This window comes from Pseudomonas sp. B37(2017) (assembly GCF_002112885.1).
Classification (GTDB): domain Bacteria; phylum Pseudomonadota; class Gammaproteobacteria; order Pseudomonadales; family Pseudomonadaceae; genus Aquipseudomonas; species Aquipseudomonas paraglycinae.
On the sequence record NZ_NEIX01000009.1, the window covers coordinates 82,107 to 96,061 of the forward strand.

General features: G+C 59.5%; 12 protein-coding genes. 7 read left to right on the forward strand and 5 right to left on the reverse strand.

Going from position 1 to position 13,955, the window contains the following annotated elements:
* Positions 1-189: 189 nt before the first annotated feature.
* The 3 genes from gltB (at position 190) to hemE (ending at position 7,408) form a co-directional block, all read left to right on the forward strand.
* Positions 190-4,635 (forward strand): glutamate synthase large subunit, encoded by a 4,446-nt coding sequence (gltB, locus tag CAF90_RS21545; protein WP_085608418.1) that lies wholly within the window; start codon positions 190-192, stop codon positions 4,633-4,635.
* 33 nt (positions 4,636-4,668) lie between these two features.
* Positions 4,669-6,087 carry an FAD-dependent oxidoreductase gene (locus tag CAF90_RS21550; RefSeq protein WP_007909438.1) on the forward strand — a complete coding sequence of 473 codons (1,419 nt, stop codon included), beginning with the start codon at positions 4,669-4,671 and terminating at the stop codon, positions 6,085-6,087.
* 253 nt (positions 6,088-6,340) lie between these two features.
* Entirely contained in the window at positions 6,341-7,408 is a 1,068-nt protein-coding gene (gene hemE, locus CAF90_RS21555; protein ID WP_007952372.1) for a uroporphyrinogen decarboxylase, read from the forward strand.
* 71 nt (positions 7,409-7,479) lie between these two features.
* On the opposite strand, the gene CAF90_RS21560 is transcribed toward hemE, so the two are convergent.
* The 3 genes from CAF90_RS21560 to CAF90_RS21570 form a co-directional block, all read right to left on the reverse strand.
* A complete protein-coding gene (locus tag CAF90_RS21560) occupies positions 7,480-8,124 on the reverse strand; it encodes a retron system putative HNH endonuclease (protein ID WP_085608419.1) in 645 nt (214 codons plus the stop codon).
* Positions 8,121-9,392, reverse strand: coding sequence for an AAA family ATPase (locus CAF90_RS21565; RefSeq protein WP_085608420.1), 1,272 nt, complete (start codon positions 9,390-9,392; stop codon positions 8,121-8,123). Before CAF90_RS21565 ends, CAF90_RS21560 begins: the two co-directional genes overlap by 4 nt.
* A 78-nt stretch (positions 9,393-9,470) precedes the next feature.
* On the reverse strand, positions 9,471-10,748 hold the full coding sequence (locus tag CAF90_RS21570; RefSeq protein ID WP_085608421.1) for an MFS transporter: 1,278 nt from the start codon (positions 10,746-10,748) through the stop codon (positions 9,471-9,473).
* Positions 10,749-10,866: 118 nt separating this feature from the next.
* Between CAF90_RS21570 and CAF90_RS21575 the strand changes: the two genes are divergently transcribed.
* Together CAF90_RS21575 and CAF90_RS21580 are read left to right on the forward strand one after the other, a co-directional pair.
* On the forward strand, positions 10,867-11,760 hold the full coding sequence (locus CAF90_RS21575; protein ID WP_085608422.1) for a LysR family transcriptional regulator: 894 nt from the start codon (positions 10,867-10,869) through the stop codon (positions 11,758-11,760).
* Between the two features lie 67 nt (positions 11,761-11,827).
* Positions 11,828-12,271 carry a DUF2846 domain-containing protein gene (locus CAF90_RS21580; protein WP_085608423.1) on the forward strand — a complete coding sequence of 148 codons (444 nt, stop codon included), beginning with the start codon at positions 11,828-11,830 and terminating at the stop codon, positions 12,269-12,271.
* A gap of 42 nt (positions 12,272-12,313) precedes the next feature.
* On the opposite strand, the gene CAF90_RS21585 is transcribed toward CAF90_RS21580, so the two are convergent.
* The gene (locus tag CAF90_RS21585; RefSeq protein ID WP_085608424.1) at positions 12,314-12,751 is read right to left on the reverse strand and encodes an excinuclease; all 438 of its coding nucleotides are present in this window, start codon (positions 12,749-12,751) and stop codon (positions 12,314-12,316) included.
* Between the two features lie 118 nt (positions 12,752-12,869).
* Between CAF90_RS21585 and CAF90_RS21590 the strand changes: the two genes are divergently transcribed.
* Positions 12,870-13,175 carry a type II toxin-antitoxin system RelE/ParE family toxin gene (locus CAF90_RS21590; RefSeq protein ID WP_085608425.1) on the forward strand — a complete coding sequence of 102 codons (306 nt, stop codon included), beginning with the start codon at positions 12,870-12,872 and terminating at the stop codon, positions 13,173-13,175.
* A complete protein-coding gene (locus CAF90_RS21595; protein ID WP_011332089.1) occupies positions 13,172-13,459 on the forward strand; it encodes an addiction module antidote protein in 288 nt (95 codons plus the stop codon). The genes CAF90_RS21590 and CAF90_RS21595 overlap by 4 nt, the downstream gene beginning before the upstream one ends.
* A 48-nt stretch (positions 13,460-13,507) precedes the next feature.
* On the opposite strand, the gene CAF90_RS21600 is transcribed toward CAF90_RS21595, so the two are convergent.
* Positions 13,508-13,948, reverse strand: a complete 441-nt coding sequence (locus CAF90_RS21600; RefSeq protein WP_085608426.1) for an excinuclease — start codon at positions 13,946-13,948, stop codon at positions 13,508-13,510.
* Positions 13,949-13,955: the final 7 nt, after the last annotated feature.

Sequence of the window (13,955 nt, forward strand, 5' to 3'; positions counted from 1 at the left end):
TTTAAACCTTTCACAAATGCGACATGAATTTGCGACATTTCGTCGTCAAATTTGTGAGCCTCTGTGTCGCTGTGTACAATGACCACCCTTTTGCCCCCGCTAAGCCGGCGTACGTTCGGCGCGAGATGCAAGTGGTTGAATTGAAAAGAAATTTGCCTCGAAAAGAGGCAGCCTGGTGAGAAAGTGTCTATGAAAGCAGGTCTGTACCAACCAGATGAATTCAAGGATAACTGCGGTTTCGGCCTGATAGCCCATATGCAGGGCGAACCCAGTCATACCCTTTTGCAAACGGCCATCGAGGCCCTGACCTGCATGACCCACCGCGGTGGGATTAATGCCGACGGCAAGACCGGTGACGGTTGCGGTCTGCTGATTCAAAAGCCCGACGCGTTCCTGCGTGCCATTGCCCAGGAAACCTTCAGCGTCGAGCTGCCCAAGCAATATGCGGTGGGCATGGTCTTCTTCAATCAGGATCCGGCCAAGGCCGAAGCCGCTCGCGAGAACATGAACCGCGAGATCCTGGCCGAAGGCCTGCAACTGATCGGCTGGCGCAAAGTGCCAATCGACACCAGCGTCCTCGGCCGCCTGGCCCTTGAGCGCCTGCCACAGATCGAACAGGTGTACATCGGCGGCGAAGGCCTGAGCGATCAGGACATGGCGGTCAAGCTGTTCAGCGCCCGTCGTCGTTCGTCCGTGGCAAACGCTGCCGACACCGACCACTACATCTGCAGCTTTTCCCACAAGACCATCATCTATAAAGGCCTGATGATGCCGGCCGACCTGGCCGCGTTCTATCCGGACCTGGGTGACCAGCGCCTGCAAACCGCGATCTGCGTGTTCCACCAGCGCTTCTCCACCAACACCCTGCCGAAATGGCCGCTGGCTCAGCCATTCCGCTTCCTCGCCCACAACGGCGAGATCAACACCATCACCGGCAACCGCAACTGGGCCCAGGCCCGTCGCACCAAGTTCACCAACGATCTGATGGATCTGGAAGAACTCGGCCCGCTGGTCAACCGTGTCGGTTCCGACTCCTCGAGCATGGACAACATGCTTGAGCTGATGGTCACCGGCGGCATCGATCTGTTCCGTGGCGTGCGGATGATCATTCCGCCAGCGTGGCAGAACGTCGAAACCATGGACCCGGATCTGCGTGCGTTCTACGAGTACAACTCGATGCACATGGAACCGTGGGACGGCCCGGCCGGCGTGGTAATGACCGACGGTCGCTACGCGGTGTGCCTGCTCGACCGTAACGGTCTGCGCCCGGCGCGCTGGGTCACCACCACCAACGGTTTCATCACCCTCGCGTCGGAAATCGGCGTATGGGACTACAAGCCTGAAGACGTGATTGCCAAAGGCCGTGTCGGCCCTGGCCAGATCTTCGCCGTGGACACCGAAACCGGGCAGATCCTCGACACCGACGCGATCGACAACCGTCTCAAATCCCGTCATCCGTACAAGCAATGGCTGCGCAAGAATGCCCTGCGCATTCAGGCGACCATGGAAGACAACGATCACGGTTCGGCTTTCTACGACGTCGATCAGCTCAAGCAATACATGAAGATGTATCAGGTCACGTTCGAAGAGCGCGATCAGGTACTGCGTCCGCTTGGCGAACAAGGCTACGAAGCCGTTGGCTCGATGGGCGACGATACGCCGATGGCCGTGCTGTCCCAGCGCGTGCGCACGCCGTACGACTATTTCCGTCAGCAGTTCGCCCAGGTGACCAATCCGCCGATCGACCCGCTGCGTGAAGCGATCGTGATGTCGCTGGAAATCTGCCTCGGTGCCGAGCGCAACATCTTCCAGGAATCGCCGGAGCACGCGTCGCGCGTGATCCTCAGCTCGCCGGTCATTTCCCCGGCCAAGTGGCGTTCGCTGATGAACCTCGACCGCCCGGGTTTCGAGCGGCAGATCATCGACCTCAACTACGACGAAAGCGTCGGCCTCGAAGCGGCGATCCGCAACGTCGCCGATCAGGCTGAAGAAGCCGTGCGTGCCGGTCGTACCCAGATCGTTCTGAGCGACCGTCATATCGCGCCGGGCAAACTGCCGATCCACGCTTCGCTCGCCACCGGCGCGGTGCACCACCGTCTGACCGAAAAAGGCCTGCGCTGCGACTCCAACATCCTGGTTGAAACCGCCACCGCACGCGATCCGCATCACTTCGCGGTGCTGATCGGCTTCGGCGCCTCGGCGGTCTATCCGTTCCTCGCGTACGAAGTGCTGGGCGACCTGATCCGGACCGGTGAAGTACTGGGCGACCTTTACGAGGTGTTCAAGAACTACCGTAAAGGCATCACCAAAGGCCTGTTGAAGATCCTGTCGAAGATGGGCATTTCGACCATCGCGTCGTATCGCGGTGCTCAGTTGTTCGAAGCCATCGGCCTGTCCGAGGAAGTTTGCGAGCTGAGCTTCCGTGGCGTGCCGAGCCGCATCAAGGGTGCGCGTTTCGTCGACATCGAAGCCGAGCAGAAAGCACTGGCCACCGAAGCCTGGAGTCCGCGCAAGCCGATCCAGCAGGGCGGTCTGCTGAAGTTCGTCCACGGTGGCGAATATCACGCGTACAACCCGGACGTGGTCAACACCCTGCAAGCCGCCGTGCAGCAGGGCGACTACGCCAAATTCAAGGAATACACCTCGCTGGTGGACAACCGTCCGGTGTCGATGATCCGCGACCTGTTCAAGGTCAAGACCCTCGATACGCCGCTGGACATCAGTGAAATCGAACCGCTGGAATCGGTGCTCAAGCGCTTCGACTCCGCCGGTATCTCGCTGGGCGCCCTGTCGCCGGAAGCTCACGAAGCCCTGGCCGAAGCCATGAACCGCCTCGGTGCGCGTTCCAACTCCGGCGAAGGCGGCGAAGACCCGGCACGCTACGGCACCATCAAGAGCTCGAAAATCAAGCAGGTTGCGACCGGCCGTTTCGGCGTGACCCCGGAATACCTGGTCAACGCCGAAGTGCTGCAAATCAAGGTCGCCCAGGGCGCCAAGCCGGGCGAGGGCGGGCAACTGCCGGGCGGTAAAGTGAACGGGTTGATCGCCAAACTGCGTTACGCAGTACCGGGCGTGACCCTGATTTCGCCACCGCCGCACCACGACATCTATTCCATCGAAGACTTGTCGCAGCTGATCTTCGACCTGAAACAGGTCAACCCGAAGGCGCTGGTCTCGGTGAAACTCGTGGCTGAAGCAGGCGTCGGCACCATCGCCGCCGGTGTGGCCAAGGCCTATGCGGACTTGATCACTATCTCCGGTTACGACGGTGGCACCGGTGCTTCGCCGCTGACCTCGATCAAATACGCGGGTGCACCGTGGGAACTCGGCCTAGCCGAAACCCACCAGACCCTGCGCGGCAACGACCTGCGCGGCAAGGTCCGGGTCCAGACCGACGGCGGCCTGAAAACCGGCCTCGACGTGATCAAGGCAGCCATCCTCGGCGCTGAAAGCTTCGGCTTCGGTACCGCGCCAATGATCGCGCTGGGCTGCAAATACCTGCGTATCTGCCACCTGAACAACTGCGCCACCGGCGTTGCGACCCAGAACGAGAAGCTGCGCAAGGATCACTACATCGGCACCGTCGACATGGTGGTGAATTTCTTCACCTACGTCGCCGAAGAAACCCGTGAGTGGCTGGCCAAGCTGGGCGTGCGTTCCCTCGAAGAGCTGATCGGCCGCACCGATCTGCTGGAAATCCTCGAAGGCCAGACCGCCAAGCAGCATCACCTGGATCTGACCCCGCTGCTGGGCAGCGACCACATCCCGGCGGACAAGCCTCAGTTCTGCGGCGTCGAGCGCAACCCGCCCTTCGACCAGGGCCTGCTGGCCGAGAAAATGGTCGAGATGGCGACGTCGGCGATCAACGACCTCAGCGGCGCCGAATTCGATCTGGATATCTGCAACTGCGACCGTTCGATCGGCGCACGGATCTCCGGCGAAATCGCGCGCAAGCACGGCAACCAGGGCATGGCCAAAGCGCCAATCACCTTCCGCTTCAAGGGCACTGCGGGTCAGAGCTTCGGCGTGTGGAACGCCGGCGGTCTGAACATGTACCTGGAAGGCGATGCCAACGACTACGTCGGCAAAGGCATGACCGGTGGCAAGCTGACCATCGTGCCGCCGAAGGGCAGCGTTTATAAGACTCAGGAAAGCGCCATCATCGGCAACACCTGCCTGTACGGCGCCACGGGCGGCAAGCTGTTCGCCGCCGGCACCGCAGGCGAGCGTTTCGCCGTGCGCAACTCCGGTGCCCACACGGTTGTGGAAGGCACTGGCGATCACTGCTGTGAGTACATGACCGGTGGTTTTGTCTGCGTTCTGGGCAAGACCGGTTACAACTTCGGCTCTGGCATGACCGGCGGTTTCGCCTACGTGCTCGACCAGGACAACACCTTCGTTGACCGGGTCAACCACGAACTGGTGGAAATCCAGCGGATCAGCGGCGAGGCGATGGAAGCCTATCGCAGCCACCTGCAGAACGTGCTGAACGAGTACGTCGCGGAAACCGACAGCGAGTGGGGTCGTGAGCTCGCCGAGAACCTCGATGACTACCTGCGTCGTTTCTGGCTGGTCAAGCCGAAGGCTGCCAACCTGAAGTCGTTGCTTTCCAGCACCCGTGCCAACCCGCAGTGATATGCGCCTGAAGAGTTTGATGAGGTTTTAACAATGGCTGAACGTCTGAATAACGACTTCCAGTTCATCGATGTCGGGCGCAAGGATCCGAAGAAGAAACTGTTGCGTCAACGCAAGAAAGAGTTCGTGGAAATCTACGAACCGTTCAAACCCCAGCAGTCGGCCGACCAGGCCCACCGCTGCCTGGGTTGCGGCAACCCGTATTGCGAATGGAAGTGCCCGGTGCACAACTTCATTCCGAACTGGCTGAAGCTGGTGGCCGAGGGCAACATCCTCCAGGCCGCCGAGCTGTCGCACCAGACCAACACCCTGCCGGAAGTCTGCGGCCGGGTGTGTCCGCAGGATCGTCTGTGCGAGGGTGCCTGCACCCTCAACGACGGCTTCGGCGCGGTGACCATCGGTTCGGTCGAGAAGTACATCACCGACACCGCGTTCGCCATGGGCTGGCGCCCGGACATGTCCAAGGTCAAACCGACCGGCAAGCGTGTCGCGATCATCGGCGCAGGCCCGGCGGGCCTCGGTTGTGCCGACGTGCTGGTGCGCGGCGGCGTGACCCCGGTGGTGTTCGACAAGAACCCGGAAATCGGTGGTCTGCTGACCTTCGGCATCCCCGAGTTCAAGCTCGAAAAGACCGTGCTGAGCAATCGCCGCGAAGTCTTCACCGGCATGGGCATCGAATTCCGTCTCAACACCGAGGTCGGCAAGGACGTGACCATGGAGCAACTGCTCGCCGAGTACGATGCCGTGTTCATGGGCATGGGCACCTACACCTACATGAAGGGCGGTTTTGCCGGTGAGGACCTGCCGGGCGTTTATGACGCGCTGGACTTCCTGATCGCCAACGTCAACCGCAACCTGGGCTTTGAAAAGTCGCCGGAAGATTTCGTCGACATGAAAGGCAAGAAGGTCGTGGTTCTTGGGGGCGGCGACACGGCGATGGACTGCAACCGCACGTCGATCCGCCAGGGCGCCAAGTCGGTGACCTGCGCCTATCGTCGTGACGAAGCGAACATGCCCGGCTCGCGCAAAGAGGTGAAGAACGCCAAGGAAGAAGGCGTGAAATTCCTCTACAACCGCCAGCCGATCGCCATCGTTGGCGAGGACAAGGTCGAAGGCGTGAAAGTGGTCGAGACCCGTCTCGGCGAGCCGGACGCCCGTGGCCGTCGCAGCCCCGAGCCGATCCCGGGCTCCGAAGAGATCATCCCGGCTGACGCCGTGGTCATCGCTTTCGGTTTCCGTCCAAGCCCGGCGCCATGGTTCGAGCAGTTCGAAATCCAGACCGACAGCCAGGGCCGCGTCGTTGCGCCCGAGCAGGGTCAGTACAAGCACCAGACCAGCAACCCGAAAATCTTCGCCGGTGGCGACATGGTGCGCGGTTCCGACCTGGTGGTGACGGCGATCTTCGAAGGCCGCAATGCGGCTGAAGGGATCCTGGATTACCTGGGCGTCTAAACCCGGATCCTGAGCCAAAAGCAATAACCCTGTGGGAGCGAGCTTGCTCGCGAAAGCGGTGGATCAGCCAACAGCAATGTTGTATGTGAAGCCCTCTTCGCGAGCAAGCTCGCTCCCACAGTTGTTTCTCAGTGTTGCTGATAGCGCATTTCCAGCGCGACAAATTGACCCGATAGACAAAAGGCTGACCTGCATCCGTGCCTTTTGCGTCGCGCTCTGAGAAAATGCCCGCACTTTTTTTCCGGATGCCGACATGACTGCCCTGAAGAACGACCGTTTCCTCCGCGCCCTGCTCAAGCAACCCGTAGACGTCACCCCTGTGTGGATGATGCGCCAGGCCGGCCGCTACCTGCCGGAATACCGCGCCAGCCGCGCCCAGGCCGGTGATTTCATGAGCCTGTGCATGAATCCGGAATTCGCCTGCGAAGTCACGCTGCAACCGCTGGACCGCTATCCGCAACTGGACGCGGCGATCCTGTTCTCCGACATCCTCACCATTCCCGATGCCATGGGCCAGGGCCTGTACTTCGAGACCGGTGAAGGTCCGCGCTTTAAGAAAGTCGTCAGCACCCTGGCCGACATCGAAGCCCTGCCGATCCCGGATCCGCACAAAGACCTCGGCTACGTGATGGACGCGGTCAGTACCATCCGGCGCGAACTGAACGGCCGCGTGCCGCTGATCGGTTTCTCCGGCAGCCCGTGGACCCTCGCCACGTACATGGTCGAAGGCGGCTCGTCGAAAGACTTCCGCAAGACCAAGGCAATGCTCTACGACAACCCGCAAGCCATGCACCTGCTGTTGGACAAGCTGGCGCAGTCGGTGACTTCGTACCTGAACGGCCAGATTCAGGCCGGCGCGCAAGCGGTGCAGATCTTCGATACCTGGGGCGGCAACCTGTCCGCGGCGGCGTACCAAGAGTTCTCCCTAGCCTACATGAAGAAAATCGTCAGCGGCCTGATCCGCGAGCACGACGGTCGCAAGGTGCCGGTGATCCTGTTCACCAAGAACGGCGGCCTGTGGCTGGAAAGCATCGCCGACGCTGGCGCTGACGCACTGGGCCTGGATTGGACCTGCGACATCGGCAACGCCCGCGCCCGCGTGGGTGACAAGGTCGCGCTGCAAGGCAACATGGACCCGACCGTGCTCTACGCCAAGCCGGAAGCGATCCGCACCGAAGTCGGGCGCATCCTCGCCAGCTACGGCAAGGGCAGCGGCCACGTCTTCAACCTCGGCCACGGCATCACCCCGGAAGTCGATCCGGAACACGCCGGCGCGTTCCTGCGCGCGGTGCACGAGTTGTCGGCGCAGTATCACGAATAATCGGCGCTCAGCGCTAATGGTAGAAAACAAAAACGCCCGGCTTGTGCCGGGCGTTTTTGTTTGCGATGGGTTTAGCGACCGAGGAGTTGTTCGGCGTAGCGGGCGATGATGTGGTCGAAGGGTTTTTGATTGGGAATCGCGGTATTTCTGATCGCCGTCACCAACCGCTCAAGCTCTTCCTCGCTGACGTGCATGACGAACTCATCATCGAAGAGGCGGCGGATTGTGTCCTGACGTCGATTTTTGAGATAGGCAATGTCTAACGCCAGTACCTCGATCATCTTTGTGGCGGGAAGGTCGTCAGAATTCTTTGGCTGGATTTCGCCGGTTCGCAGATATCGGAAACGCTGTTCACAATTCCCGTCGGTGGGAGAAATGTGTTGGTTTTCGTCGAACCAGTTGCCCTTCTTATGGCCGCAGTGCAACGGATTGCCGGGCTTGGTTTCTCGCAGGCAGGAGGCATGAAGGTTGTGAAACTCCAACGCCAGCTCTTCGAAATGCTCTTGAGGTCTGAAGTGCTCGATATGGCTGGTCGAGGCATCTATTTCCCGGCCGCAATAACAGCAGAAGAAGCCTTGCTCCTTAAGCAGGGCATTATGCAAATCCCGTTTTTGCGGGTTTTGTAGCGTTGGGTAAGTTGGACTCCACTCGTCGTTCGCCGAGTTTTTCCAATCTGTAAATGAAGCGGGTTCAGTTCCTTTGAGCACTCGCTTCATTTGCCGAGAATCTCCTTGCGCCTGATCAGTGCTTCGGCGCCGGCGAACTCCGGTAGGTCGGGGGCTTTCTTTTTCAGCGCCTCAAGTTGTGATTTTGCCTTTTCGAGGTCGTTGTCTTCCAACGTGGAAAAAAGCTCGGACAGCAGATCTTCGATCTCTGGTTCGCGCTGCGTAACGCCCATTACCTCTTCAAGCACGCTGCTGGAATCCAGACCGTAGGTGACACGCGGATGAGTAGGATCCCCGTTGTGCAACACGATGACTTCCTCAGGTTTCAGGCTGCCGATGATTTGTGGGGAATGGCTTGCGGCGATGAATTGGACTTTGGGAAAAGCCTGTCTCAATGCAGGCACGATGCTGCGTTGCCAGGCCGGGTGAAGGTGAATATCCAGTTCGTCGATGATCACCACGCCAGAGGTGTTCTTCAGGACATCTTTGCCCATATGGGGGTTGAGGATGCACATGCGGCGGGCGATATCCGCAATAAGGGCAATCAAGCCACGCTGGCCATCGCTCAGTTCATTGAATGGAATGACTGAGTCGTTTCCGAAATTCACCAAGATGCTACGTAGCGGGAGGTCGTAATAAAGACCGGTTGAGTCGGGCAACGCGTATTTTATGGCGGTATTAATCCAGGTCAGCTCATCATCGAAGATCGACATGACACCGGAGGATCTATGGATGGTCTGCAACTGTTCTAGGGTTTTGCCGATGACCCAACTTTCAAAATCTCGAATATCGGCAGCGGAGTCATTCCAATTTTTATATCCGTCGAACCGTGAAATTTGTTGAGTGGCAGAGTACTCCGCAGAGACGTCGCTCACTGCCCATCTTCTATTGCCACGATAAAACGTTAATAAAGGTAAGTCAGGGTTTTTATCTCGATTCAGGCCATCCACGTATCCTCTTACCGTGTTTACAAGGTTCGAGTCAGGATGAGTAATCTCGTCGGCGCGTCGTTTGATTTTCGACCATGCACGACAGTCGAAGATGTGTCCATTTGCCTCTAGCAAAACTGGATATCTACGCTCGAATCGAACTCGTCCATCGTAGGTGTCGATGACAAAGCGAGCATCGCTATCTCTCAGAGAGTCGGTGTAAAAGGCCATGCAGGTGGGGAAGTCTTCAAAGCTAGCGGCCACCGCCTGCAACAACGAAGTCTTCCCGCTCCCATTAACCCCCACCACCAGATTGAATCCCGGCTGAAAGTCGAACGTGGCATCTTCGTAGCAACGAAAATTCTTAATGTGGAGACGGTCCAGGCGCATTCTGGCTTCCCTTTACCAAAGCAGGCGAATGCCGTCAGTGTACCTTGGCCCGTGATTACCGCTAGGGCGCAGTTGTGGCTAAACCTTTTCGCCACCACCCAACGGCGGCAACTTCGCCAGCTTCAACGCCACCAACAGCGCCACCAGCAACAGCGCGCCGATGAACAGGCCAATCCCGTTCCATCCTGCCATGTGCCAGAACACCCCGCCCGCCGTCCCGGCGATGCTCGAGCCAGCGTAATAGCTGAACAGGTACAGCGACGACGCCTGGCCCTTGGCCTTGAGCGCCCGGCGGCCGATCCAGCTGCTGGCCACCGAGTGTGCGCCGAAGAAGCCGAAGGTGAATATCAGCATGCCAATGATCACCAACGGCAGCGGTGTGAACATCGTCAGGGCGAGGCCAGCGAACATCAGGGCGATGATGGCCCACAGCACTTTGCGGCGGCCCAGTTTGTCGGCCAGCGAACCGATTTTCGCCGAGCTGTAGATGCCTGACAGGTACACCACCGACAACAGTCCCACGAACACCTGATCCATGTGGTACGGCTCGGCCAGCAGGCGGTAGCCGATGTAGTTGAACAGGGTGACGAATGCGCCCATCAGCACGAACGCCTCAAGGAACAGCAGCGGCAGGCCGGCATCGCGAAAGTGCATGGTGAAGCCGTCGAGCAGGCTGCGCGGGTGCAGCGAGCGGGAGCGGAAGTTGCGCGACTCCGGCAGGATCTTCCAGAACACCGCCGCCGCGATCAGCGCCAGCCCGCCGATCACCAGCATCGCCGTGTGCCAGCTGACGAAGTCGATCAGCACACCGGTGATCAACCGCCCGCTCATGCCGCCAATCGCGTTACCACCGATGTACAGACCCATCGCCAGACCGATGTGCTGCGGATGGATTTCCTCGCTCAGGTACGTCATTGCCACCGCCGCCAGACCGCTCAATGACAGTCCGATCAGCGCACGCATGATCAGCACGCCGTGCCAGCTCGGCATCATCGAACTGGCGATGGTGCACAGGGCTGCGGCAAACAGTGCGGCGACCATCACCGGTTTACGCCCGACCCTATCGGAAATCGGGCCAGTGATCAGCAGACCGAAGGCCAGCATGCCGGTGGCCACCGACAGGATCAGGCTGCTCTGCGCCGCGTTGATCGAATACTCCTGGGACAGCAGCGGCATCATCGGCTGCACGCAGTACAGCAGGGCAAACGTCGCGAAGCCGCCGCTGAACAGCGCCAGCACCGTGCGCATGAACGCGGGCGTGCCTTTCTCGATGTAGATCTCTTGCAGTTCGGTCAGTACATCGTCCGCCGCGGCGGGCGGGACTTCATGGGCCAGTGGAGCGACGGCAGTTTTCACATCAGACCTCGGAGGGCGCGGGCAGGCAGGCAATGAAAAAATCATATAGCTGGCTAATGTTTCTATCCAATATATTGTTCGACCTGTTTGATAGCTTTAACGACCTAATGGGGTGTCCATGGAATTGCGCCACTTGCGCTACTTCATCGCCGTCGCCGAAGAACTGCACTTCGGCCGCGCCGCACAGGTGCTGGGTATCTCCCAGCCACCGCTAAGCCAGCAGATTCAGTCGCTGGAACAGGAGGTCGGCGCCCGACTGTTCGAGCGTACCAATCGTCGGGTCGAGCTCAGCGAGGCCGGGCGACTGTTTCTGGAAGAGGCGCGATTGGTGCTGGCGCAGGTCGATAAAGCGGCCGACGTGGCCCGCCGTGCACAACTCGGCGAGCTGGGAGAGTTGAAGATCGGTTTCACCTCTTCGGCGCCGTTCAACTCGACCATTCCCCAGGCAATTTTTTCCTTCCGCCAGCGCTTCCCGGCCGTGCACCTGAACCTACGGGAAATGAGCAGCACCCAAGTAGCGGATGCGCTGGTGGACGAGTCGATCGAAGTCGGCATCATGCGCCCGCTGGGCCTGCCGGATTCGCTCAGCGTGGTCGAACTGATGCGCGAGCCATTGGTCGCGGTGCTCAGCTCCAAACATCCGTTGGCACAGGGCTCTGAAGAGGGGCTGTTCCTCTCGGCGCTGGCTCTGGAGCCGTTCGTGTTCTTCCCGCGCAGCTACGGCAGTGGTCTGTATTCGCAACTGATCAGCCTGGCCCGCGACGCTGGGTTCAGCCCGCACTTCGCCCAGGAGGCCGGCGAAGCCATGACCATCATCGGTCTGGTGGCGGCAGGTCTGGGTGTGTCGGTCATGCCGGCGTCGTATCAGCGGATGCGCATCGACGGCGTGGTCTACCGGCCGCTGCTCGATCCCGAGGCCGTGACGGCGGTGTGGCTGGTGCAGCGCAAGGACCAGAAGTCACCGATGGCCAAGGCGTTTGTCGAACTGCTGACGCGCAAGATGAACGTTTAAGGCGTTGGTGTTTTCTCCGAAGCGGCCGATACGCTCTGGTTGGATCATCAAATTATGGAGAAACGGGATGTTCAAGCAGTTCAGCTTCGCCGCTTTGTTGGTAGTTGCCGCGCTCAGCACAGGTTGCGCTTCGGTAAAAATGGCCGACGATACTCAAGACGCTCAGGCTAAAACCTTCCAGGTCAGCCCGGACAAGGCTCACATCTACGTTTACCGCAACGAGAGCATGGGTGCCGGCGTGAAGATGCCTGTCGCGCTCAATGGCAAACCGGTGGGTGCAACCGTTGCCAAGTCGTATCTGATGCTGTCGGTACCGGCAGGTCAGCAGACGCTGGTGTCCTCGGCAGAAAACGATTCGGAGCTGAAACTCTCGGCCGAAGCGGGCAAGAACTATTTCGTCTGGCAGGAAGTGAAGGTCGGTTTCATCAAGGCGCGCAATGCCCTGCAAGTGGTCGATGAAACGACCGGTCGCGCCGGCGTCAATGAAAGCAAACTGATCCAGGCTCAGTAAGCATTTCGCACGCCTTCACGCCCGTCGTGGAGGCGTTGCCCATCAGGGCAGCCGCACCAGATCTCCCTTCAACGCCACCCGCGTCACAAACACCCCGGCCCGACATTCATAAGTGTTCAGATCCTTGCGCACATGCTGGTCGTAGTAGCTGACGATATTGGTCACCGCATTCGCCCCGACACGCTTGGCCTCGGCCTGCAGCGCAATCAGATTCGACTGCAACACCCACTCGCAGGAGTCGTGATCGCTCTTGTTGAAACCGTTGGTCTTCAAGTCACTGACCACGCCGCGCTGCAACAACCGCTGAGTCCCCTGAGGCCCGTTGCCGACCAGATAAAACTTCACACTGCCGTCCAGCCGCCCGGCGCGCATTGCATCCGACACAACTGTTTCGAACGGCATGTACATCAGATTGGTGGCGTGGCTGGCGCTGGGGAGCAGGCTGAAAAGGGCGGCGGCGATGAGGTCTTTCGCTTGCATGGTCATCTCCTTGACGTAACGCGCAGCAAATCATGGGTATGACGAGTGTAGACGCCGTATATCGGACAGAGAGAAGTCCATGTAGAGTGCGTGTAGCTTAGCGGCTACACTTGCGGCCATGACTGAGATACTTCGAAGCTCCACATTCTCGAGCTGGCTTGTGAAGCTGGTTGATAGTCGCGCCAGGATGCGTATTCAGGTGCGAATTGATCGCATGGCTGATGGGAATTTCGGTGATGTCAAAGCCATTGGCGAAGGGATCAGCGAAGCCCGAATTGACTATGGCCCGGGATATCGGGTCTATTTCATGCAGCAAGGTCGTCAGCTGGTCATCCTCCTTTGTGGTGGAGACAAGAGCAGTCAATCTCGAGACATCAAGCAAGCCAGGCTCATCGCGGAATCCTGGCAGGAGCAATACCCATGACCGAACAATTCACTCGTTGGGACTCAGCCGAGTACCTCAAGACAGAAGAGGACATGGCCAACTATCTGGACGCCTGCATGGAAGAGGCGGGTGACGACCCGGCTTTTATTGCCAAGGCACTTGGCACGATTGCTCGGGCGCGTGGCATGACCCAGGTCGCGCGGGATGCGGGGCTATCAAGGGAAAGTCTTTATCGCGCACTGTCAGGCGAGGTAAATCCTGAATTTGGAACGATCCTCAAAGTCATGAAAGCGCTGGGGCTGAAGTTGCATGCCAGCACATGATCTGAATAGAAAAGGGCGCCGAAAGGCGCCCTTTGTCGTTTCCGGCCGTTACTGAACCGTCGCCAGATCGCCCTTCAACGCTACGCCGGCCATGATTGCGCCCGCGTGGCATTCGTAGGTTTTCGCATCCTTGCGCTCATTGCTCTTGTAGAAGCTGACGATGTTGGTCACCGCGTTGGCGCCGGCGCTTTTCGCGGCCTGGTGCAGGCTGATGATCGCCGATTGCACGACCCACTCGCAGGCTTCCTGGTCGGTCTTGTTGAAGGCGTTGGTCTTCTTGTTGGTCACGGCGCCGGGGCTGACGACGGTGACTTTGCCGGCCGGGGCGTTGCCCGCCAGATAGAACTTCACGCTGCCGTCGATCTTGCCGGTGCGGGTCGCTTCGGCGACGGCCTTGTCGAACGGCAGGTACACCGCCGTGTCACGGGCCTGGCTGACGGCCGGCAAGGCGCAGATGAGCAGAGTGGCAGCGAGTTTCTTTAAGTGCATGGAGGTC